Annotated in this window: 20 protein-coding genes and 1 tRNA gene; 14 read left to right on the top strand and 7 right to left on the bottom strand. The window is 54.1% G+C overall.

All coding sequences use genetic code 11. From position 1 onward, the window contains the following. Positions 1–60 precede the first annotated feature (60 nt). From ACXKZG_RS07295 to yejF, 4 genes are read left to right on the top strand one after another with little or no spacing between them, the layout of a single operon-like run. Positions 61–1,869 (top strand): extracellular solute-binding protein, encoded by a 1,809-nt coding sequence (locus ACXKZG_RS07295; protein ID WP_488875914.1) that lies wholly within the window; start codon positions 61–63, stop codon positions 1,867–1,869. Between the two features lie 10 nt (positions 1,870–1,879). Next, a complete protein-coding gene (locus ACXKZG_RS07290; protein ID WP_488875913.1) occupies positions 1,880–2,968 on the top strand; it encodes a microcin C ABC transporter permease YejB in 1,089 nt (362 codons plus the stop codon). Continuing rightward, positions 2,968–3,993 carry a microcin C ABC transporter permease gene (locus ACXKZG_RS07285; RefSeq protein WP_488875912.1) on the top strand — a complete coding sequence of 342 codons (1,026 nt, stop codon included), beginning with the start codon at positions 2,968–2,970 and terminating at the stop codon, positions 3,991–3,993. Before ACXKZG_RS07290 ends, ACXKZG_RS07285 begins: the two co-directional genes overlap by 1 nt. Beyond that, positions 3,993–5,576: a microcin C ABC transporter ATP-binding protein YejF gene (gene yejF / locus ACXKZG_RS07280; RefSeq protein WP_346597871.1), complete on the top strand. Its 1,584-nt coding sequence runs from the start codon at positions 3,993–3,995 to the stop codon at positions 5,574–5,576. The genes ACXKZG_RS07285 and yejF overlap by 1 nt, the downstream gene beginning before the upstream one ends. A 21-nt stretch (positions 5,577–5,597) precedes the next feature. On the opposite strand, the gene ACXKZG_RS07275 is transcribed toward yejF, so the two are convergent. The 3 genes from ACXKZG_RS07275 to rsuA form a co-directional block, all read right to left on the bottom strand. Further along, positions 5,598–5,939 carry a YejG family protein gene (locus ACXKZG_RS07275; protein ID WP_013203031.1) on the bottom strand — a complete coding sequence of 114 codons (342 nt, stop codon included), beginning with the start codon at positions 5,937–5,939 and terminating at the stop codon, positions 5,598–5,600. A gap of 275 nt (positions 5,940–6,214) precedes the next feature. After that, entirely contained in the window at positions 6,215–7,414 is a 1,200-nt protein-coding gene (locus tag ACXKZG_RS07270) for a Bcr/CflA family multidrug efflux MFS transporter (protein WP_013203032.1), read from the bottom strand. A gap of 40 nt (positions 7,415–7,454) precedes the next feature. Continuing rightward, positions 7,455–8,159, bottom strand: coding sequence for a 16S rRNA pseudouridine(516) synthase RsuA (gene rsuA, locus ACXKZG_RS07265; protein ID WP_488875911.1), 705 nt, complete (start codon positions 8,157–8,159; stop codon positions 7,455–7,457). A 185-nt stretch (positions 8,160–8,344) separates the two neighbouring features. On the opposite strand from rsuA, the gene radD reads away from it, so the two are divergent. Further along, a complete protein-coding gene (radD, locus tag ACXKZG_RS07260) occupies positions 8,345–10,099 on the top strand; it encodes a DNA repair helicase RadD (protein WP_488875910.1) in 1,755 nt (584 codons plus the stop codon). A gap of 137 nt (positions 10,100–10,236) precedes the next feature. Further along, positions 10,237–10,521, top strand: coding sequence for a 50S ribosomal protein L25 (gene rplY, locus ACXKZG_RS07255; protein WP_488875909.1), 285 nt, complete (start codon positions 10,237–10,239; stop codon positions 10,519–10,521). A gap of 56 nt (positions 10,522–10,577) precedes the next feature. Here the strand turns inward: rplY and yejK are convergent, their stop codons facing one another. Continuing rightward, positions 10,578–11,582, bottom strand: coding sequence for a nucleoid-associated protein YejK (yejK, locus tag ACXKZG_RS07250; protein ID WP_013203036.1), 1,005 nt, complete (start codon positions 11,580–11,582; stop codon positions 10,578–10,580). 157 nt (positions 11,583–11,739) lie between these two features. Between yejK and ACXKZG_RS07245 the strand changes: the two genes are divergently transcribed. The 7 genes from ACXKZG_RS07245 (at position 11,740) to ACXKZG_RS07215 (ending at position 17,900) form a co-directional block, all read left to right on the top strand. Beyond that, positions 11,740–11,967: a YejL family protein gene (locus ACXKZG_RS07245; RefSeq protein ID WP_013203037.1), complete on the top strand. Its 228-nt coding sequence runs from the start codon at positions 11,740–11,742 to the stop codon at positions 11,965–11,967. Between the two features lie 21 nt (positions 11,968–11,988). Then, positions 11,989–13,740 carry an LPS biosynthesis-modulating metalloenzyme YejM gene (gene yejM, locus ACXKZG_RS07240; protein ID WP_488875908.1) on the top strand — a complete coding sequence of 584 codons (1,752 nt, stop codon included), beginning with the start codon at positions 11,989–11,991 and terminating at the stop codon, positions 13,738–13,740. A 166-nt stretch (positions 13,741–13,906) separates the two neighbouring features. Continuing rightward, positions 13,907–15,388 (top strand): hypothetical protein, encoded by a 1,482-nt coding sequence (locus ACXKZG_RS07235; RefSeq protein ID WP_488875907.1) that lies wholly within the window; start codon positions 13,907–13,909, stop codon positions 15,386–15,388. 84 nt (positions 15,389–15,472) lie between these two features. After that, a tRNA-Pro gene (locus ACXKZG_RS07230) sits at positions 15,473–15,549 on the top strand. 331 nt (positions 15,550–15,880) lie between these two features. Beyond that, positions 15,881–16,708 (top strand): glycosyltransferase family 17 protein, encoded by an 828-nt coding sequence (locus tag ACXKZG_RS07225; RefSeq protein WP_134824599.1) that lies wholly within the window; start codon positions 15,881–15,883, stop codon positions 16,706–16,708. Positions 16,709–16,852: 144 nt separating this feature from the next. Next, the gene (locus tag ACXKZG_RS07220; protein ID WP_053144630.1) at positions 16,853–17,059 is read left to right on the top strand and encodes a hypothetical protein; all 207 of its coding nucleotides are present in this window, start codon (positions 16,853–16,855) and stop codon (positions 17,057–17,059) included. Positions 17,060–17,261: 202 nt separating this feature from the next. Beyond that, positions 17,262–17,900 (top strand): 4'-phosphopantetheinyl transferase family protein, encoded by a 639-nt coding sequence (locus tag ACXKZG_RS07215; protein ID WP_488875906.1) that lies wholly within the window; start codon positions 17,262–17,264, stop codon positions 17,898–17,900. Between the two features lie 15 nt (positions 17,901–17,915). Here the strand turns inward: ACXKZG_RS07215 and ACXKZG_RS07210 are convergent, their stop codons facing one another. The 3 genes from ACXKZG_RS07210 to apbE all read right to left on the bottom strand — a co-directional run bounded on the left by ACXKZG_RS07210 (position 17,916) and on the right by apbE (position 21,365). Next, positions 17,916–19,568 carry a multidrug ABC transporter permease/ATP-binding protein gene (locus ACXKZG_RS07210; protein ID WP_488875905.1) on the bottom strand — a complete coding sequence of 551 codons (1,653 nt, stop codon included), beginning with the start codon at positions 19,566–19,568 and terminating at the stop codon, positions 17,916–17,918. 88 nt (positions 19,569–19,656) lie between these two features. Then, on the bottom strand, positions 19,657–20,301 hold the full coding sequence (gene alkB / locus ACXKZG_RS07205) for a DNA oxidative demethylase AlkB (protein WP_134824602.1): 645 nt from the start codon (positions 20,299–20,301) through the stop codon (positions 19,657–19,659). A gap of 23 nt (positions 20,302–20,324) precedes the next feature. Beyond that, positions 20,325–21,365 carry an FAD:protein FMN transferase ApbE gene (apbE, locus tag ACXKZG_RS07200; RefSeq protein ID WP_488875904.1) on the bottom strand — a complete coding sequence of 347 codons (1,041 nt, stop codon included), beginning with the start codon at positions 21,363–21,365 and terminating at the stop codon, positions 20,325–20,327. Positions 21,366–21,524: 159 nt separating this feature from the next. Between apbE and ACXKZG_RS07195 the strand changes: the two genes are divergently transcribed. Continuing rightward, on the top strand, positions 21,525–21,653 hold the full coding sequence (locus ACXKZG_RS07195; protein ID WP_256372240.1) for a hypothetical protein: 129 nt from the start codon (positions 21,525–21,527) through the stop codon (positions 21,651–21,653). The last annotated feature ends 12 nt before the right edge of the window (positions 21,654–21,665 follow it).

Below are 21,665 nucleotides of genomic sequence, written 5' to 3'. Positions count from 1 at the left end.
CTGTTCTCCTGCTGCTACGCTTGCACAGTGCGTTTTTTTCTCCCGGAGCCGAATAACACCATGATATTGCGCTGGTTTACTTTTTTACTCTTCAGCGTGACGGCTGCCGTCGCCCAGGCTGAAAATATCAGTGAGAGTTATGCCTTCGCGCAACTCGGTGAACCCAAATACGCCACCGACTTCACCCACTACGACTATGCCAATCCTGCTGCGCCCAAAGGCGGCAGCGTCACGCTGTCGGCGATTGGCACCTATGACAACTTCAACCGCTTTGCGATGCGCGGCAATCCCGGTGCCGGTACAGACACCTTATATGATTCCCTGTTCACCACCTCCGATGATGAAACCGGTAGCTATTATCCGTTGATTGCCGAGTTCGCCCGTTATCCGGATGACAGCCGCTGGGTGGAAGTGACGCTGAACCCGCAGGCGCGATTCCAGGACGGATCGCCGATCACCGCCGACGACGTTGCCTTCACTTTTCACAAATTTATGACCGAAGGCGTGCCGCAGTATCGCGTGTTTTATAAAGGCGTGACGGCGAAAGCCATTTCCCGCCTGACCGTGCGCTTTGAACTGCCTGAAAGCGATCGCGATAAAATGCTTTCTCTGCTCTCGACGCCGGTATTTCCAGAGAAATTCTGGAAGGATCACAATCTGGGCGAACCGCTCGCCAGCCCGCCGTTATCCAGCGGCCCTTATCGCATTACCGCGTATAAAGTGGGCCAGTCGATCACCTATTCTCGCGTGAAGGATTACTGGGCCGCCAATTTACCGGTGAATAAAGGACGGTTTAATTTCGATACGCTGCGCTACGACTATTACCTTGATGACAACGTGGCCTTTGAAGCCTTTAAAGCCGGTGCCTTTGATTTTCGCACCGAAGGGTCGGCCAAAAAGTGGGCAACGCAATATCGTGGCAAGAACTTTGAGAATCACTTTATTACTAAAGACGAACAGCCGAATGATGTGGCCACTGCCAGCAGCTGGCTGGCGTTTAACGTGCAAAAACCGCAGTTCAGCGATCGTCGGGTGCGGGAAGCGATCTCCCTCGCCTTTGATTTTGAATGGATGAATAAAGCGCTGTTCTACCATGCCTATAACCGTACCAACAGCTATTTCCAGAACACCGAATATGCCGCGCGAAACTATCCGGATGCCAAAGAGCTTGAGCTGCTGGGCCCCTTAAAAGGCAAAATACCGGATGAGGTGTTTTCGCAAATTTATCAGCCACCGAAAACCGACGGCAGCGGTTATGACCGGGCGAATTTGCTTAAGGCGCTGGCGCTGCTGAAACAGGCCGGCTGGGAGCTTAAAAATCAGAAGCTGACCAATGTGAAAACCGGCAAGCCCTTTACCTTTGAACTGTTGCTGCGCAGTGGCGGCAACGATCAGTGGGTACTGCCTTTCCAGCATACCCTGAGCAGATTGGGCATCACGCTGAACGTTCGCCAGGTCGACAGCTCGCAGTATCTTGCCCGCCTGCGCAAAAGTGATTTTGATATGCTGCCCTCACCCTACCCGGCGATGACCTTCCCGGACAGCAATCTGCAATTCTACTGGGCGTCCTCTTTTATCAGTTCCAGCTATAACCGCCCGCATGTGATGAACCCGGTTCTGGATGGGCTAATCGCCCAGATCAACCAGCATCAGGGCGATCGGGCCGCGCTTCTGCCGTTGGGTCGCGCGCTGGATCGGGTGCTGACCTGGAGTTATTACATGATCCCGATGTGGTATAACGCCACCAACCGGTATGCTTACTGGAATAAGTTTTCAATGCCATCGATCCGCCCGACCTATTCTCTGGGCTTCGATAACTGGTGGTATGATGTGAACAAAGCCGCGCAGCTGCCGGCCCAACGTCGTTAAGGAGTCAGGATTGGGCGCTTATTTACTCCGCAGACTGCTGCTGGTGATCCCCACGCTGTGGGCGATCATCACCATCAATTTCTTTATCGTGCAGATTGCGCCCGGTGGGCCGGTCGATCAGGCTTTGGCGAATATTGAGTTTGGCCAGACCACCGGCATGCCGGGCGGCAACAGCGGTGAAAGTCAGAGCCGGGCCAAACTCAGTGCCAATCCCGGTGACAGCCAGTATCGCGGCTCGCGCGGCTTAGACCCGGAAGTGATCGCTGAGATCACTAAACGCTACGGGTTTGATAAACCGCTGTATGAACGCTACTTCACCATGCTGTGGAACTATGCCCGCTTTGATTTTGGCGACAGCCTGTTCCGCAGCAGCTCGGTGCTCCAGCTGGTCAAGGACAGCCTGCCGGTCTCCATCACCCTCGGGTTATGGAGCACGCTGATCATTTATCTGGTCTCCATTCCGCTGGGGATCAAAAAAGCGGTGCGCAACGGCAGCGCCTTCGATATCTGGAGCAGCACGCTGATCATTATCGGCTATGCCATTCCCTCCTTCCTGTTCGGTATTTTATTGATCGTGCTGTTTGCCGGCGGCAGCTATCTCGACTGGTTCCCGCTGCGCGGCCTGGTGTCAGCGCAATTTGATTCGCTGCCGTGGTACGGCAAGATTGGCGATTATCTCTGGCACATTACCCTGCCGGTGATTGCCACGGTCATTGGCGGCTTTGCCACCCTGACCATGCTGACCAAGAACTCGTTTATGGATGAGATCCGCAAGCAGTATGTGGTGACCGCCCGTGCCAAAGGGCTGGATGACAAGAAAATTCTCTATCGCCACGTGTTCCGTAACGCCATGCTGCTGGTGATTGCCGGTTTCCCGGCCACCTTTATCAGCATGTTTTTCACCGGCTCGCTGTTAATCGAAGTGATGTTCTCACTCAATGGCCTCGGCCTGCTGGGCTATGACGCCACTATTCAGCGCGACTATCCGGTGATGTTTGGCACGCTGTATATTTTCACGCTGATTGGCCTGCTGCTGAATATCCTTAGCGATATCACTTATACGCTGGTCGATCCGCGCATTGATTTTGAGGGACGATAATGAGCCGCTTAAGCCCCGTTAATCAGGCGCGCTGGGCGCGATTCCGTGATAACCGCCGCGGATACTGGTCGCTGTGGATTTTTGCCGTGCTGTTTGTGCTCTGCCTGGGTGCCGAGCTGCTGGCCAACGACAAGCCGCTGCTGGTGCATTATCACGACCGCACCTATTTCCCGCTGGTCATCGATTATGAAGAAACCGATTTTGGCGGCCCGCTGGCCACCGCAGCGGATTATCAGGATCCCTGGCTGAAGTCGCGTATTGATAAGGAAGGGTGGGCGATTTGGGCGCCGATCCGCTTTGGTGACGGCACCATTAACTTTGCCACCACGGTGCCCTTCCCTTCCCCACCTTCAGCGCAGAACTGGCTGGGCACCGACGCCAACGGCGGCGATGTGCTGGCACGCATCCTCTACGGTATGCGCATCTCCCTGCTGTTTGGCCTGATGCTGACGCTGATTTCCAGCGTGATTGGGGTGATTGTTGGCGCCTCGCAGGGCTATTACGGCGGCAAAGTGGATTTATGGGGCCAGCGCTTTATTGAAGTCTGGTCCGGGATGCCAACGCTGTTCCTGATTATTCTGTTGTCGAGCGTCATCCAACCGGGTTTCTGGTGGCTACTGGCAATTACGGTGGTGTTTGGCTGGATGCAGTTGGTGGGCGTGGTCCGGGCGGAATTTCTGCGCACCCGCAACTTCGACTACATTCGTGCTGCGCAGGCGCTGGGCGTCAGCGACCGTAAAATCATGTCGCGCCACATGTTGCCCAACGCGATGGTCGCCACGCTGACCTATCTGCCGTTTATCCTCTGTGGCTCGATCACCACGCTGACCTCGCTGGACTTCCTTGGCTTTGGCCTGCCGCTCGGTTCGCCTTCGCTGGGTGAACTGCTGTTGCAGGGCAAAAATAATCTGCAGGCGCCCTGGCTTGGCATCACCGCCTTCTTCTCGCTGGCGATCCTGCTGTCGCTGTTAATTTTTATCGGTGAAGCGGTTCGCGACGCCTTTGACCCCAGTAAGGTGTACTGATGACGCTGCTGACCGTTAAAAATTTAAGCATTGCCTTCCGCCAGGCGGGCGTTGACCGCCAGGTGGTCAGTGACCTGTCGCTGTCGGTGGATGCTGGCGAAACGCTGGCGCTGGTCGGCGAGTCGGGGTCCGGCAAGAGCGTGACCGCACTGTCGATGATGCGTCTGTTGCCCACCCCGCCGGTGATTTATCCGCAGGGGGAAATCCTGTTTAACGGCCAGGATGTGCTGAAGGCCGATGAACGCACGTTGCGCGGGCTGCGTGGCAACCGCATGGCAATGATTTTTCAGGAACCGATGATCTCGCTGAACCCGCTGCACAGCATTGAGAAACAGCTGTATGAAGTGCTGTCGCTGCATCGCGGGATGCGTAAAGAGGCGGCGCGCGCGGAGATGCTGAGCTGTCTCGATCGGGTTGGCATCCGCCAGGCGGCGAAACGGCTGAATGATTTTCCGCACCAGCTTTCAGGCGGCGAGCGTCAGCGCGTGATGATCGCCATGGCGTTGCTGACGCAGCCACAGCTGTTGATTGCCGATGAACCGACCACCGCGCTGGATGTGACCGTACAGGCGCAAATCCTGACGCTGCTGCGCGAGTTAAAGCAGGAGCTGAATATGGGCCTGCTGTTTATTACCCATAATCTGCGGATTGTCCGGCAGCTGGCAGACAATGTGGTGGTGATGCGCAACGGTCAGGCGGTGGAAACCAATAGCACCACACAACTGTTCAGTGCGCCGCAACATGCCTATACCCAGGCGCTGCTGAACGCCGAACCGGAAGGTCGACCGGAGCCGGCAGACGTCGATGCTGAGCCCTTGCTGCGGGTTGAAAATTTGCGGGTGGCCTTTCCGATTAAACAGGGCTTTTTACGGCGCATCACCGGCTACCATCATGCTTTGAAGTCGTTAAGCTTTACCCTGCGGCCCGGCGAGAGTCTTGGGCTGGTTGGCGAGTCTGGCTCCGGTAAAAGCACCACCGGGCTGGCGCTACTCCGCCTGATCCAGTCCGAAGGTGAGATCTGGTTTAACGATCGGCCGCTTCATCAGTGGGATCGTCGTCAGATGCTGCCGGTTCGTCGTCAGGTGCAGGTGGTTTTCCAGGATCCCAACTCGTCGCTGAATCCGCGCCTTGACGTGCTGCAGATTATTGCCGAAGGCTTGCAGGTGCATCATCCCGATCTGAACGCGGCCCAGCGCGAAGCCAGAGTGATTGCGGCGATGGAGGAAGTGGGGCTGGATGCGGAAACGCGCCACCGCTATCCGGCAGAATTCTCCGGTGGCCAGCGCCAGCGCATTGCGATTGCCCGCGCGCTGATCCTTGAACCGCAGCTGATCATTCTGGATGAACCGACCTCTTCCCTCGATCGCTCGGTGCAGAAGCAGATTCTGGCCCTGTTGAAAAAACTGCAAAACACCCACCGGCTGGCGTATATCTTTATCAGCCACGATTTACAGGTGGTGCGCTCGCTCTGTCATCAGGTGGTGGTGTTGCGGGAAGGAGAAGTGGTTGAACAGGGAGAGTGCGAACAGCTGTTCGCTGCCCCGAAAGCCGACTATACCCGCCAGCTGCTGTCACTGGCCTGAGTCACTCTCTGCCTGATACGTTCAGGCAGAAGAGTCTTTAAGGGTTTCTGCAATGCCCACGCCGAAGTTTTTCAGGCGACAGGTGGTGGTGCACTCATCATGACGTGAGACAAACAGGCAAGGTTCCCCTCCCCACTCCACCACGGCACAATCGAGCTGGATTTCAGCCAGCGCGTCTTTAATCATCTGCATAATGTCCCACGCCTGCGCGCCCTGATGGCTGAGCAGCGTCAGACCGACCAGATCGTCATCGGCAGTGATGCTGTTAAGAATAAGCGGTTCGACACAGGTGCCGGTTGGCCCTGCGCCCCAACGATAACTTTGCGGTAAACGGTGTACCACCGAATGTTGTAACGTATTCACCCGAACTCCCCAGACCGGTACTGCAGTCTTCCAGCGGCCAAAGCCGTAAACGTTGCCATGAGAATGGCTTATTTTTGAGAAGTACCTCTCATTTTAACGTTATATTTACCGCGTTAACGGCGTGATAACAACCCCTTTTGTTGCATGAAGGTAACTTTTCGTTGGGTTATTTTCACATATCTATAACATTAGTGCGGGTAAAGCATTCAGGCAAGGTCTGGAAAGAAGGGATGTGACAGGGAATAAGCTGTGCGCCTTGCGACGCACAGTCGGTATCAGGCAGCCGCGCCCTTACGTGGACGGGTGGCGTAGATGAACAGCAGGATGGACAGGGTCGCGCAGATAAAGATAGATCCCACCATTGGCCAGGCGCTCTGGAATGACAGCGTGGAAAGCAACGCCCCCACCAGCGCACCGACACCAAAGCGTAACGTCCCGGCCAGTGAAGACGCGGTACCCGCCATATGCGGAAACTCTTCGAGGATCACCGCCATTGCATTCGATGACACCATCGCCACGCAGCCGATAAACATTGCCACGCCAAACACCAGAGGCAGGAAGCCAAGGTTAAGCGCACTGACGATCACCATCCACACCGCCATGGTGAACTGCACCAGCAGCCCGAAGCGGAACATCGCCAGCGGGCCGAAACGGCGCACCGAACGGCTGTTCAGCAGGGTCATCAGGAACAGGAACACCACGTTAAGCGCAAAGTAGTAGCCAAAATCCTGCGGCGTGATGTGGTTCAGCTCAATATAGACAAACGGCCCGGCATTAAGGAAAGAGAACAGCCCGGCAAACGAGAAGCCGCTGGCCAGCATATAGCTGAATACCCGCTTATGGCGGAACAGCGACAGGAAGTTACCCATCGTGGTGCGCAGATGGAATTTTTGCCGCTTATCTTTGGGAAGCGTCTCTTTAATCTGCGTGACCACCAGCACGGTGGTGATGACAGCCGCGCCGGAGATGGTCCAGAAAATGGCGTGCCAGCTCCACAGCAACAGCAGCCAGCCACCGACAATCGGCGCCATCAGCGGGGCGATAGTGGTCACCAGCATCACAAACGACATCATGCGTGAAAACTCCTCTTTCGAGTAGGTATCACGCATTAACGCACTGATCACCACGCTCCCGGCCGCCGCCGACAGGCCATGCAACAGGCGCATAAAGATCAGCTGGTCGATGGTTTGCGACATCGCACAGGCCGCGGCCGCGACGGCAAAAATCAGCGTGCCGGCGGCAATCACCGGTTTGCGGCCAAAGCTGTCGGCCAGCGGGCCATAAATTAGCTGACCCAGGGCAAATCCAAGAATGTAGATATTCAGCGTCATCTGCACGCTGCCTGCCGACACCCCGAATTCACGAGCAATTTGCGGTAGCGCAGGCAGATACATATCAATCGACAACGGCATTAACATGGCCAACAGGCCGAGGATCACCACCAGTCCCACTGATGAGTTCTTGTCCTTACGCACCCTCATTGCTCCTCACTTCCGGTTTGCTCTTTAAATGTTATTAGCGGGGAACGACCACACTGGCAATTTCTTCTGCCGTCAGTGGGCGATATTCCCCTTCTCCCAAATCTTCATCCATCAAGATGGCACCAATACGCTCACGGTGTAATGCCACAACGTGGTTACCCACCGCTGCAAACATCCGTTTCACCTGGTGATAACGTCCTTCGCTGATGGTGAGACGCACCTGGCACTCGCTGACCACTTCCAGCGTGGCGGGTTTGGTCAGGTCTTTCTCGTTGTGCAGCTGTACACCCGCCGTGAACTGCGCGGCGGTGTCATCGGCAAGCGGTGACTCCAGCGTTACCAGGTAGGTTTTTTCGCAATGATGGCGAGGAGAAGTAATCCGGTGTGACCACTGACCGTCATCGGTCATCAGTACCAGGCCGGTGGTATCGATGTCCAGTCGCCCTGCCGCATGCAGTTTGTAGGCGGTGGGCTCTTCGAGGAAATACAGCACGGTAGGATGATCCGGATCGTCAGTAGAGCAGACGTAGCCTTGTGGCTTGTTCAGCATAAAGTAGCGCGGGCCGAACTGCAGGTGCAGCGGATTACCGTCATATTCTACCTGGTTTTCCGGCTTGAGCTTGAAGGCTCCCTGCCTGACCACTTCCCCGTCTACGGTGACTTTATGAGCCCGCAGCTCACGAAGGGCAATCGCCCGGCTGATTTCCAGTTGCTGAGACAAAAATTTATCAAGTCGCATTAAATCTGCACTGCCTGTTTAAATGAGAATGAAACCGACGCACCGCTAACCGGCACGTTTGAAGAGAGAATCTCGAAATGAACCCACAGTATATCGGGAGTTAGGCCTCAGGCACAGAGGCTGACAGGCATCAATGCTGCTTTCGTGGCATAATGCGGTTTTGCTCCCAGATTGCCTGAAAATTCATGTCGTTTACCCTACGCCCTTATCAACAGGAAGCGGTTGATGCCACGCTCAGCTACTTCCGTCGCTCCCATCAGCCCGCTGTTATCGTGCTGCCCACCGGTGCGGGCAAAAGCCTGGTGATTGCTGAACTTGCCCGTCTGGCAAAAGGTCGGGTGTTGGTTCTCGCGCATGTGAAAGAGCTGGTGGCGCAAAATCACAGCAAATATCAGGCTTACGGTCTGGAAGCCGATATCTTTGCCGCCGGGCTGCAACGCAAAGAGAGCCGCAGCAAAGTGGTCTTTGGCAGCGTGCAGTCCGTGGCACGCAATCTGGCGCAGTTCGATGCGGAATTCACCCTGCTGATCGTCGATGAATGTCACCGCATCAGCGATGCCGACGACAGCCAGTATCAGCAAATCCTCGCGCATCTGCGCCAGCGCAATCCTCACCTTCGTCTGCTGGGCCTGACCGCTACACCCTACCGGCTCGGCAAAGGCTGGATTTACCAGTTCCATTACCACGGTATGGTGCGCGGCAACGAACGCGCGCTGTTCCGCGACTGCATCTATGAACTGCCGCTGCGCTATATGATTAAGCATGGCTTTCTGGTGCCGCCTGAACGGCTGGATATGCCGGTGGTGCAATACGATTTCAGCCGTTTGACCGCTAACGAGAATGGCCTGTTCAGCGAAGCCGATCTCAACCGGGAACTGAAGCAGCAACAGCGCATCACCCCGCATATCATTCAGCAGATCGTCGAGTTCGCGCAGGATCGCCAGGGCGTAATGATTTTTGCCTCAACGGTTGAACATGCGAAAGAGGTGCTGGGCCTGCTGCCCGGCAGTAAAGCGCTGATCAGCGCCGGAACGCCCGGCCCCGAGCGCGATGCGCTGATTACCGCATTTAAAGCCCGCGAACTGCGTTATATGGTCAACGTTGCGGTGCTGACCACCGGTTTCGATGCCCCGCATGTCGATCTGATCGCCATCCTGCGGCCGACGGAATCGGTCAGCCTCTATCAGCAAATCGTCGGACGGGGATTGCGCCTGTCCCCAGGAAAAACCGACTGCCTGATCCTCGATTATGCCGGCAATCCCCACGATATTTTCACCCCGGAAGTCGGCGCGCCGAAAGGCAAAAGCGATAACCAGCCGGTGCAGGTGTTTTGCCCTGCCTGCGGCTTTGCCAATACCTTCTGGGGAAAAACCACCGCCGATGGCACCATCATCGAGCATTTTGGCCGCCGCTGTCAGGGCGTGCTGGAAGACGATGACGGCGAACGCGAACAGTGCGATTTCCGCTTCCGTTTTAAAAGCTGTCCGCACTGTAATGCCGAAAACGATATTGCCGCGCGAAGATGTCACCAGTGTGACGCGACCCTCGTCGATCCCGACGATATGCTGAAGGCGGCGCTGAAACTGAAGGATGCGCTGGTGCTGCGGTGTGCCGCGATGGTGCTGGAAAGCGGTGCCGATGAGAAGGGAGAATGGCTGAAGGCGCGCTATTACGATGAAGAGGCAACGGAAGTCAGCGAGCGGTTCCGACTCACCACGCCGGCGCAACGAACCGCCTTCGAGCAGATTTTCCTGCGTCCGCACCAGCGTGCGCCGGGCGTGCCGCTCGGCTGGAAAACCGCTGCGGATATCGTCGCCCTGCAGCCGCTGCTGCGCCAGCCGGACTTTGTGGTGGCCCGCAAGCAGCGTCATTACTGGCAGATCCGCGAGAAGATGTTCGATTATCAGGGCCGCTACCGCCGCGCCAACGAACTTCGTTAATGCACCCGCTTTAATACATTGCCCGCACAGCCTTAGTTGGGCTATACTTCGCCCCGCTTTTGCTAATGCAAAAGTTGAACACTCCAACCTGTTGCTGGGTCGCCTGTAACAGGATCATCAGATAAAGAGATTGAACAATGTTCACTATCAATGTTGAAGAACGTAAAGAGCAGGGCAAGGGTGCGAGCCGCCGCCTGCGTGTAGCTAACAAATTCCCAGCCATCATCTATGGCGGTGAAGTTGCACCAATAGCTATCGAACTGGATCACGACTCAGTAATGAACATCCAGGCTAAGCCTGGTTTCTACACTGAGGTTCTGACCCTGGTCGTCAACGGTAAAGAAGAAAAAGTAAAAGTGCAGGCTGTTCAGCGTCACCCGTTCAAGCCAAAACTGCACCACATCGACTTCGTTCGCGCTTAATCGCCTGACCGAAATCGTTTGAAGAAAACGCCGCTTATGCGGCGTTTTTTTTTGCCTTAACCGCCGCTGCTCCGACGCTGCAGCTGGTCGCGCAGGTTTGGTGGCGTGCCTTTAATGGTCAGCGTGTCGGTCGCCGGATCCCAAAAAATACGTTCGCCTAACAGCAATGCATCGAAGTTCAGCGTCATTCCGCCGCCGCTTCCGGCGAACTTGGTCAGCTGACGCAGCGTACCGCGATCGGCCGGGAAGCTCTCTTCCAGCTCGTAACCCTGCTCCTGAGTGAACGCCTGGAAAGTTTTCTCGCCCAGCGGCGCCAGCTCGTTGGACAAGCCTTCCAGCTCGATCTCTTCACCGGCTTTTAACTGCTCGCTGCAATAGCTGTGCACCTGCTGACGGTAGTTCTGCCGCTCGTTTTTATCGAGGCTGGCCTCAGAACAGTAGTCATCAACCGCCTGCAACAGACCCCGGTTTTGCGCTTTGGTATCCAGACCGACGCTGGCACCGAGGAAATCCATAAAGAAGTCGGAAACTTTGCGGCCCACGCGCCCCCGCAGGAAGGTCAGGTAGCGGGTGGATTCCGGATTGGTTTCCCATTCCGTCAAATCGATGCGTGCAACGATATCCGCATGATTGATATCAAGATAATGGGTGCTGCTGATATCCAGCGCTTCATTGACGCGCATACTGTTCTGGCTGTTCAACACGGCAACCAGCAAATACTCTACCGCCAGATAGCGATAATGGCCGAACAGCACGATGCCGCCTTCAGCGAACGGGTATTTGGCCAGCTCATCACGCAGGCGACCGGTGGCTGCCCGGCTGAAAGCCAGAAAATCGTCTTCGCCTTTGCGGCAGTTACGCAACGCATCCGCCAGTTCGCTCTCTTCATTAAACAGGCCATAAGCCTTGCTCTTGGCGCTGTAAACGCGGTGCAACTCTTCCATCATTTCGGTGACGGGCGCATTGGCAGGCAGCAGCGATTCGCGCAGCACCAGCTCAAGCGTCTGTTCATCGCGCTTGATCAGCTGGTGGAGGGCAATCTGCTCGATATCCAGACTCATGGTAGACTCTCCTTTTAACGTAGGCGCGTATTCAATCACCGAGTGTCGCTACGATCAACAGGCAACAACATTAACCTGATACTGACGATAAAAGTGCAGAAAAAATCCCGGTTTTACGGTAAGATGCCGCCCTTTAATACTCAATAAATTCGACGTTATGCCACAATCATCTCGCTACAGTGACGACCGCGTGGAGAAACTCCTCGCTGAACTGGCCCATGTACTTGAAAAAGACAAGGCCCCGACCGATCTTTCCCTGATGGTACTGGGAAATATGGTCACCAATTTGTTAAATACCAGCGTGGCACCGGCTCAACGCCGCTCGCTGGCACGCTCGTTCGCCGAGGCCTTACAGGCTTCCGTGCGCGATGATAAAGCCCATTAATTTGATGATCCTGACCCTGTTATGGTAACCAATCGGCAGCGCTACCGAGAGAAAGTCTCCCAGATGATTAGCTGGGGGCATTGGTTCGCCCTCTTTAATATCATCTTTGCCTTTATTCTTGGCAGCCGTTACCTGTTTGTCTCCGACTGGCCAGCCTCGCTGGCCGGGCGCATTTATGCGTTCACCAGTTGGATGGGTCACTTCAGCTTTATCGTCTTTGCCGCCTATCTGCTGATCGTCTTCCCGCTCACCTTTGTGGTGATGTCCCAGAGGTTGCTGCGCTTCCTTTCGGCCATTATCGCCACGGCTGGCCTGACGCTGATCCTGATCGACAGTGCCGTCTTTAACCGCTTCCACCTGCACCTGAATCCGGTGGTGTGGGAGCTGGTGGTCAATCCCGATCAGACCGAGATGGCACGTGACTGGCAGCTGATGTTTATCAGCGTGCCGGCTATTTTCCTGGTAGAGATGCTGTTTGCCACCTGGAGCTGGCAGAAGCTGCGCAGCCTGAACCGGCGCAGTTTCGGTAAGCCGCTGGCGGTGCTGTTTATTGTGGCGTTCTTTACCAGCCACCTGATGTATATCTGGGCTGACGCGAACTTCTATCGCCCGATTACCATGCAGCGTTCCAATTTGCCGTTGTCCTATCCAATGACCGCGCGGCGCTTCCTTGAGAAGCACGGTCTGCTGGATGCGCAGGAGTATCAGCGCCGTCTGGTGCAACAGGGTAATCCTGAAGCGGTGTCCGTGGCCTATCCGCTGAACGACATCACCTTCCGCGATAAGGGCACCGGCAGTAATTTACTGATTATCACCGTCGACGGTTTGAATGAGTCGACGATAGCCAAATCGCTGCCGCATCTGGCGCAATTTGCGCAGCAGAACGTCCGCTTCACGCAGCATTACAGCTCCGGCAACAATGCAGACAGTGGATTATTTGGCCTGTTTTACGGTATTTCCGCCAGCTATATGGACGGCGTGCTCTCCAACCGCGTTCCTTCTGCGCTGGTGGATTCACTGGGCAAACAGGGCTATCAGTTTGGCCTGTTTGCCGCGGATGGCTTTGCCTCGCCGTTATACCGTCAGGCGCTCTTAGCGGATTATTCGTTGCCGCCTTCGCAGCCGCAGTCGAATGCGCAGACCACCGCGCAATGGCAACGCTGGCTTGAAGGACAGAAATCACAAAGCTCGCCGTGGTTCTCCTATCTTTCGCTGGATGGCAACGACACCCCGGACAACGGCGGCAAGAATATTGCCCGCCGCTATAACCGCACTGCGGCCGATGTGGACAAGCAAATTCAGCAGGTGCTGACCACGCTGCAGGAGAAAGGCCTGCTGGATAAAACCGTGGTGGTGATCACCGCCGAGCATGGCGTGGCGTTGGATGGCGATGACAGTCTGGGCAATAGGGCGAATCTTCAGGTGCCGTTGATTGTTCACTGGCCGAACACGCCAGCGCAGCAGGTGAACAAGCTGACCGACCATCAGGATATTATGACCACGCTGATGCAGCGCCTGTTGCACGTCAGCACCCCTGCGGCTGACTATTCTCAGGGTGAAGATCTGTTCGCAGCGCAGCGCCGCCATGACTGGGTAGCCAGCACCAACGAGCGCCAGCTGGTGATCACCACCCCTGACGTGACGCTGGTGTTGGATAACAGCGGTAGCTACACCGCGTGGGATAAGAATGGTCATCGCCTGAAAGACCATAAACCGCAGTTGGGCCTGCTGCTGCAGGTACTGACAGAAGAGAAGCGGTTTATCGCTAACTGACAGGCGATCAAAAATTTGAAAAAAGCAGCTGCTAATAGCTGCTTTTTTATTGACTGCATTTTCTCTTTTTAAGTCGCAATGGCGAATCAATACGCTGTGTTTAATGGATCTATAGGTCAAATATATGTCTACATTCAGGTTCAAAAAGTTACTCATTCTGCTGTTCATGCTGGCATTAGCTTTAGTTATTTCGACCCTGCTGACCTCACGCTATTTCCCCATCGATCCTGATGGCGCCAACAGTTCACTGGTCTGGCGGGCACTGCTTTCCGAAGGATTGTCCGCATTCAGGGATTGGGCGCCTACTCCAGATAACTGGTACTTCACCACCTATCCGGTAAATTTTGTTTTCTTCCTGCTGATGAATAACGACGGCATATTGCCGCTGATGTTATCGACTTCATTGTTCATCGGCCTGACCGCGTTCATGTTGGCGCTGGTTATCTACACTGTTGAAAAGAGCTGGTTTGCGCTTATAGCCTTACTGAGCCTGATCCTTTTCCCTGCCTACGTCTATACGTTTGGCTTCGCTGCACACCCCTTCTCGCATTACTCTACCAACTTCTTTGGTGTGTTGACCTTTGCCCTGTGCTTTTTGAATCTGAAGAGAAATTCAACGACACTGGCCGTTGTCTGTAGCCTGATCGCGCTATTGGCTTCCATATCCGATCCGTGGTTATTGGCGACCTATTTCCTGCCACTGCTGCTGGTACAGGCTTATTTCGCCTGGAAAGGTAGCCCGCAGAAGAAAATCCCGGTCATTTTCGCCGTCAGCTTTATTGTTTCAATGAGCCACGTGGTGCAAAGGCTGTTCGGCTTACCTATTCAGCGTTTTCATCTGATGCCGTTTGATCAGTGGGGAGTCAACACGGAGTGGGCAATCCATATTCTGGGTAAGAGCCTGAATATTCTGTTCGTTGACAGCCCTTACGCGTATGTTATTTCGCTGCTGGTATGGGTGGTGCTGTTTGTTTACTCTTTCTTGCTGTGTCTGCGAAAGGGCAAGGAAGCGGTGTTTGTTGCTGGCTTTAGTTTACTAACCATCGCGGCGATCGTCTCTTCTTTCATTATCAGCTACGACTCCCCTGCCGAGATCAGCGCCAGATTCTTTGTTAACGTCGTCTGCTTTGCCATTGCCCTGTCTGCGCTGGGATATGCTTTCTCTAAAAAGTGGCCTGTGGTAATTGTCTTCGCGCTGTTTATCGCTTCTTCGCTCTATTCCTATCAGCAAAATAAAACGCCGATTTACGATCAGCAACAGCAAACCTATGATTACATTAACTTCCTTGAGAAAAATAATCTTACCTTTGGTTATGGTGACTACTGGAAGTTGTCGAACAACGTTAACTGGCTTTCTGACGGCAGGATCCACATCAGCCCCGTGCTCTTTGACACCACGGATAACCGGATCCTCTTCGATACGGTACGCCTGCAAACCATGAAGTCATGGTTGACCGACGACTACGTGAGCAAATCTCCCGATCGCCAGTTTGTGGCCATCCCGGCGGTGAAGAGCTCAGAAGCGGATACCCAGGCCATCAGCAAACTGGACGCCATACGGCACCAGCTGGGTGAACCCGATGAAATGCTGACCTTCCAGGACATGACGTTCTTCGTTTATCACCACAAGATCCCGCTCATTAAATAGCGATAAAGGTGTTTAAATTCATAGCACTCACACAGCCGGCCACTTGCAATCAACGTCGTTTTGAGTAGTATTAACCCCACGTGTCGGCACGTAGCGCAGCCTGGTAGCGCACGGTCATGGGGTGTCCGGGGTCGGAGGTTCAAATCCTCTCGTGCCGACCAAAACCTCCTTCAAAGCAGCTAGCCATAGCTGCTTTTTTATTGCCTGCATTTCTGTGACCCTGCACAATACCCCCCTCTTCTCCTGACTCCAGAATGTGCCAGCTCCAGCTCATTTTTTGAATGAATTAGCAATATAACCACGCTTAATGTGTGATTTTTGCTAGAATATTTAACGGCATTATAAATATAAATATTGAATAATGAGTTAACTAATAAATTTAACCATTACTCTTTATTCCACGGTTACTTTTTTGATGTTTAGATCACGTCGTTAGTGGTTACATCTTATTGATTATAAACAAAATCCAAATTACTCTGGTTGAATACGCGAATGATTTACGACTGTTTTTTATATTATGACGAAGATATGCTTTTGTCGTTACGGTTGCATACCCTGTCTGACGTCGTCGACAAGTTTGTTATCGTTGAGTCAACACACACCTTTACCGGCAAGCCAAAACCGCTCAATTTCGACCGGGATAAATTCGCAGAATTTGCCGATAAAATCATCTATGTTGTTTTCGATCGTCCTCCTCATGCGGATGCCTGGCAAAATGAAGCCGATACGCGTAATGCCATCATGGATGGTCTGAAGCAAGCCCGTCCTGACGATCTGATTTTGATTTCTGACGTTGACGAGATTTTTAATCCGCAGGTCATTCCTACCATTCGTGGCAGCAAGCTCTGCACCACTATTTACCAGAATTTCTATAATTATCAGTTCAATCTGCAGGTATTCAATACCGACGATACGCCTCGTCAGTGCAAGCTACCTAAAGCCCTGAGCTACAAGAATCTGGTCAACTTCTTTGACGGCCAGCCCGAGATGCTGCGGAACGTGAAGCGCTCGGCCATCAGAAAAAATTGGCTCAAGTGGCGATGGTTAAAATGGAATACCCGGGTTATTCAGCAAGGTGGGTGGCATTTCTCGTGGATAATGACGCCACAGCGTATCGCTGAGAAAATGTCGTCAATTTCTCACACCGAATACGATCTGCCGGAATTTAACAACCCGGAACACATTATGAAGGTGATTGCGCAGGCTGAAGATATCTGGGGACGGGACAGAAAGCTGGTTGCCCAACCATTATCCCACAGCACCTTTCCCTGCCACTTGGTTGATAATCAGCAGGCCTTCAGCCAGTTCCTGAAATTGTAAACTGGCTGATTTGATGAGACTTTCATTTCACAATACGTGGCGAAAGTCTCAATCCGGCACACTGAAACAAAACTGTCACACGATTAACATATGCTGTCGCTACACTTTTATGGCAAAACCAACACCACATACCGGGTGAATAAAATGGCGATAATCAAAGCAAGAAACTTTAAAGATGCAGAAGAGATGCTGCACTCCGGCATCAATAAAGTAGAGCTGGCGTATGATATTGATAGTGATGACTTTTTCAGGCTGGCAAGCCACTGGTGCGACCGGGGTGCGAAAATCTCCCGCGGCAACGAACACTTTGTCGTTTCCCTGAAAAACTTCGCAATCCCGTCTAACGAGTAGTCAGTTTTTGCTATCGTGAATCTAACCTGCTTAAATTACGCTTTATAAAGATAAGCAGGTTAGGTATTCGGTGACACCTCATAGCGCATTCCCCCTTCTGACAATCCCTTGTGGCGTTCCCCTTATTCCTGTTGCCTTGCCTGAATCCAATGGCTTTATTACCGATGTGTGTTTTTGCTCACCAGCAGATCGGCCAGAGACGGTGCTGATAAAAGCGGCTTTCGATCTCTCCCGCTTTGATGAGCGGTTATTTGTCGCATGTGATATCCCCAGCCCGACGCATTTAACTCAAGCGGTGCGCAAACGCCGGGCGGAATATCTCGCCAGCCGGGTAATAGTGCGTAATGCTTTGAGTCGGATGGGAATTGAGGCGGCGATACTGTCCAATGACGGCGATCGCGCGCCGGTGTGGCCGGTCGGCATTTCAGGTTCGCTGTCTCATAGCCATCAGAGCATCGCCGTGCTGCTATCCAGAGCAGAGCATCGGCTTCTTTTGGGGGTAGATTGCGAGAATATCCTGCCAGCGGAAACCGCGGAACAGATGCACAGTGTGATTGTGTCGCCGGCGGAAAAACAGACGCTGCTGGAGAGTGGATTGCCCTTCGCCACCGCGCTGACGCTGGCATTCTCGGTTAAAGAGAGCCTGTATAAGGCCCTTTTTCCGCTACTCAGACAGGCGATGGATTTCAGGGCCGCAGAGATCACGGCTCTGCATCCGGCAACCGGCCAGGTACAGCTGCGCCTGACCGATTCATTTGCCAGCGACTTCCCGGCTGGCAGAGTCTTTAGCGGTCAGGTTGAGGTGCAGGCAGAACAGCTACTGAGCTGGATTATTGCTTGACGCCAACTCCCACCTCTAGCTCACCACATCCGTGCGCTTCACCGCATCCAGCGTCGCCAGTTCACGCTCTTCGCCGGTCAACTCGCTGAGCTTACCTTCACGCATTTCCAGCAGGCGATCCGCGTGCAGGAAATAGTGGTCATCATGGCTGATAGCAAACACGGTTTTGCCCATCTCCTGCAGCCATGGCAGCAACTCCCGGTAGAAAATGCGGCGGAAATGCGGGTCCTGATCGGCGGCCCACTCGTCCAGCAGCAGGATATCGCGCTGCTCAGCGGTCGCCAGCAACAGCGCCAGGCGCTTGCTTTGCCCTTTAGATAGCTTCAGGTTCAGGACTTTGTTCCCTTCCAGCTTCACTTTGTCCTGCATTTGCAGACGCGCCAGCCAGGCCTGAACTTTGGCCGGATCGGCAGCCTGTCCCTGATTATCGATCAAGCGGTCAAACAGATGGACGTCGGTAAATACCGCCGAGAACAGGCTGCGGTACTTCTCCCTATTCGCGCCGTCGATCTCTTCACCATCTAACAGGATCTGACCGGATACCGGGCGATAAAGTCCGGTCAGTAACATTGCCAGCGTCGATTTTCCGCTGCCGTTACCGCCGATCAGGAATACCAGCTCGCCGCGCTTCAGGGTCATGTTTATCGGCCCAACCTCGAATCCCTGCTCACCGTAATGGAATACCAGATTACGCAGTTCAAGCGTCTTCCAGTTGCTGGCAGCCTGAGAAACAATAAAGTCGGGATGGTATGCCGTAAGTTGGAAGGTGTTCAGCTTGTCAAAAGCCACCTGAGCCGTCAGCAGTGTCGGCAACGCCCCCACCGCAGAAAGCAGTGGCGTGCGCAGGAACAGCAGGGTCAGTGAATAGGTTGCCGCAACGGCGGTGTTTGCCCAGCCGAGGCTGTTGGCCATAAAGAACACCAGCCCAATGGCACCCAGCATCATGATGTTCGACCAGTTTACCGCACTCAAATGGAAGGTATCGGCGCGCACGATATGATGGCGATAATTACGGGCATCTTCCTGATAGACCGTTTCATAAATTAGCTGGGCACGCTGACGGTTTAACGCCAGCTCTTTGCGCCCTTCTATAATGGTCTGGAAATCGGTGTAGAGGTTATCTTCAATATCACGAAGTTTGGCCATGTGGCGGTACACTTTCGACACCAGCAGCCAGCCGCCAATAATGGTGATAGCAACCCACACCGCGGTGACAAACAGCATTTGTGGCGAGAGCCAGGCGAGGTAAGCCGCCGATCCGATGGTCAGGATGATCCCCTGAATCAGCTCAGGCAGACGGACAAAGGCGATGGTGATGGCCCGCACATCGCTGGTTAGCCCGGCTAACAACTGGGCGCTGCCGATCTGCTCGATGCGTTCAACCTGGGTATCCAGAATACGTTTGATAAACTCGCCGCGCAGGCGGTAGACGAAATGGTGTCCCAGCACGGTTAATGCCAGTTGCGAGGCCAGCGTAACGGCCATCAGCAGCAGCAGCAGTCCGAGAAATTCTGGCAATATCAGCAGAGAAGAGTTCAGAGCGACGATCAGCTCTTTATTAATAAAGGCGATCAGTCCAATCCCCAGCGCGGCACTGAGCAGGCTGAGAGCAATAACCAAAATAAACGGCCAGCGATACTGCCGGTAAACAACGCGTAGCAACTCCATGACACCATCCAGGTAACAATAAGGCAGTGTGCAGTTTAATGAGTCGCCAGACGATATCAATAATAATTCTCATCTGACTCCGGATCGCTTACCGAAAAGCGCGCCGGAAGGTCAGATTGTAGCGAAAAGCGCCGGTTAAGGGGTGTATTCCGGGTTTCAGCGGCAATATGCCGTGAAAACGCAGACGTGAAGGACCGCCCCAAACCACGATATCGCCATGCTCCAGCAGAACCCGTTGCGTGGCGTCGCCACGATCGAAGCCACCAAACTGAAACACCGCCGGCAACCCCAGCGAGACCGAAACAATCGGCTGCTTTAAGTCCTGTTCATCTTTATCCTGATGCAGGGTTAATTTTGCCCCCGGCTCGTAGCGGTTGATCAGGCAGGCATCAGGATTGAACTGTGCAAAACCCGCCTCGTCAGCGCATTCTCTTGCCAGCTGGCGAAAACGATCCGGCATCGCTGGCCAGCGCAGACCGCTGGCATTATCGCGCTCGCTGTACTGATAGCCGCGTGAATCCGTTGACCAGCCAAAATCCCCACAGTTGGTCATCGCCACCGACATGCGGTGTCCACCTGGCGTAATCCGGTGGTGAAACGGATTGCGGGCAGAAACCTCTTCGACTAACCGCATCAGTTCGCCGGCGTCCTCTCTGGCCCGTCGGCGCAGGATCACCGCGCCCTCTGCCAGGGGTTCGGCCCACGGTGCTTCTTCACTAAACAAATCCAGCATGTTGATTCCTCAGGCCTGTCGCCCTACGGTTGCACGATAAACGCCTTAAACTGCGGTGACATCCAGCTACTGAAACCCTCGCCCTGCTTCTCTATCAGATAGACCGCCAGATTTTCTCGCAGCGCCAGCGCTTTGGCCTTCTCTTCGCCCAACACCATCAGTCCGGTGTCCCAGCCATCGGCCTCCAGCGCGGTGGTGGCAATAACCGTAGCAGAAACCAGCTTGTGCTGGATCGGCCGGCCGGTCGTGGGGTCGATCACATGTGAGATGCGCTTGCCATTCAGCTCGTAATAGTTACGGTAGCTGCCGGAGGTGCTGATGCCATGCCCCTGCAGATCGACCACCGCCTGCACCGCATTTTCGCGATCGGTGGGCTTCTGAATAGCCACTTTCCACGGCTGCCCCTGGGCATTTTTTCCCCGGGTCAGCACGGCGCCGCCCACGGAAACAAGGTAGCTGTTAATGCCCTCTTTCTCCATCAGTCTGGCCAGATGATCGGTGGCAAAACCTTCTCCCACGGTTGAGAGATCAACATACAGGCCGGGCAAATCCTTTTGCAGATAAGCGCCTTCCGCTTTTTGGATCACCCGTAAATGCTGCAATCCCGTCAGCGCTTTTGCCGCATCGATCTGCGCCTGAGTCGGCTCTTTTAGCGGCTGTTTATCCGGCCCGAACCCCCACAAATTGACCAGCGGACCCACGGTAATGTCCATCGCGCCGGCGGTTTTCCGCCCAATGCGCAGGGAAAGGCTGACGATATCCGCCATGTTTTCGCTCACCGGTTGTGGATCGCTGCCGCGGTACTGATTAAAACGCGACAGAACGGAGTCATTTTTCCAGGTTGAGAGCTGGCGATCGTCCTCGTCTAACTGCTGCTGAACCGCTTTTTGCAGGCTCGCTTTACGTTCTGGCGCCACGCCAGCGAGGCTAATTCGCCAGAATGTTCCCATTGTGCTTCCTTCCAGCACCATCGCCGAATTGTCGCGACTCTGGTTATGATCGTCACAGCCCGAAAGCAGGATAAATGCTGTCAGACCAGTACAATACAGCCAATTCTTCTTCATATAACTCACAACACCTGTATTAAATATTGGACCGAAAAATGAGCAAAACGGCCTATACTGCGCTGAAAACTCACTTGATCTTGTGTGAAATGCTCACCAGGATAGGCGATGTACGCAGGCTATAAACGTCTGCCATTTAATGATTTCAAAGGAGATATCATGATTTATTACGCACTCCTTGCCGTATGTCTGGGGCTGATTATCTTTTCAGGCTACAAGCATTACAAGCAGACGCACGTCAAACAGCTCAATCGTCCACGTCACCGTCATCAGCGCGCAAGCCATTAAGAGAATAAAAGA

Source organism: Erwinia sp. 2186 (assembly GCF_057812255.1).
This window is presented reverse-complemented; position numbering and strand designations above follow the sequence as displayed.

What these genes read in the sequence shown, in the direction of transcription:
- ACXKZG_RS07220 (WP_053144630.1), top strand. Translation starts at nt 16,853, where the DNA reads ATGGCGATAATCAAAGCAAGAAACTTTAAAGATGCAGAAGAGATGCTG.
- ACXKZG_RS07285 (WP_488875912.1), top strand. Translation starts at nt 2,968, where the DNA reads ATGAGCCGCTTAAGCCCCGTTAATCAGGCGCGCTGGGCGCGATTCCGT.
- yejF (WP_346597871.1), top strand. Translation starts at nt 3,993, where the DNA reads ATGACGCTGCTGACCGTTAAAAATTTAAGCATTGCCTTCCGCCAGGCG.
- ACXKZG_RS07195 (WP_256372240.1), top strand. Translation starts at nt 21,525, where the DNA reads ATGATTTATTACGCACTCCTTGCCGTATGTCTGGGGCTGATTATCTTT.
- yejK (WP_013203036.1), bottom strand. Translation starts at nt 11,582, where the DNA reads ATGAGTCTGGATATCGAGCAGATTGCCCTCCACCAGCTGATCAAGCGC.
- rplY (WP_488875909.1), top strand. Translation starts at nt 10,237, where the DNA reads ATGTTCACTATCAATGTTGAAGAACGTAAAGAGCAGGGCAAGGGTGCG.
- radD (WP_488875910.1), top strand. Translation starts at nt 8,345, where the DNA reads ATGTCGTTTACCCTACGCCCTTATCAACAGGAAGCGGTTGATGCCACG.
- apbE (WP_488875904.1), bottom strand. Translation starts at nt 21,365, where the DNA reads ATGAAGAAGAATTGGCTGTATTGTACTGGTCTGACAGCATTTATCCTG.
- ACXKZG_RS07295 (WP_488875914.1), top strand. Translation starts at nt 61, where the DNA reads ATGATATTGCGCTGGTTTACTTTTTTACTCTTCAGCGTGACGGCTGCC.
- yejM (WP_488875908.1), top strand. Translation starts at nt 11,989, where the DNA reads ATGGTAACCAATCGGCAGCGCTACCGAGAGAAAGTCTCCCAGATGATT.
- ACXKZG_RS07225 (WP_134824599.1), top strand. Translation starts at nt 15,881, where the DNA reads ATGATTTACGACTGTTTTTTATATTATGACGAAGATATGCTTTTGTCG.
- alkB (WP_134824602.1), bottom strand. Translation starts at nt 20,301, where the DNA reads ATGCTGGATTTGTTTAGTGAAGAAGCACCGTGGGCCGAACCCCTGGCA.
- ACXKZG_RS07245 (WP_013203037.1), top strand. Translation starts at nt 11,740, where the DNA reads ATGCCACAATCATCTCGCTACAGTGACGACCGCGTGGAGAAACTCCTC.
- ACXKZG_RS07235 (WP_488875907.1), top strand. Translation starts at nt 13,907, where the DNA reads ATGCTGGCATTAGCTTTAGTTATTTCGACCCTGCTGACCTCACGCTAT.
- rsuA (WP_488875911.1), bottom strand. Translation starts at nt 8,159, where the DNA reads ATGCGACTTGATAAATTTTTGTCTCAGCAACTGGAAATCAGCCGGGCG.
- ACXKZG_RS07210 (WP_488875905.1), bottom strand. Translation starts at nt 19,568, where the DNA reads ATGGAGTTGCTACGCGTTGTTTACCGGCAGTATCGCTGGCCGTTTATT.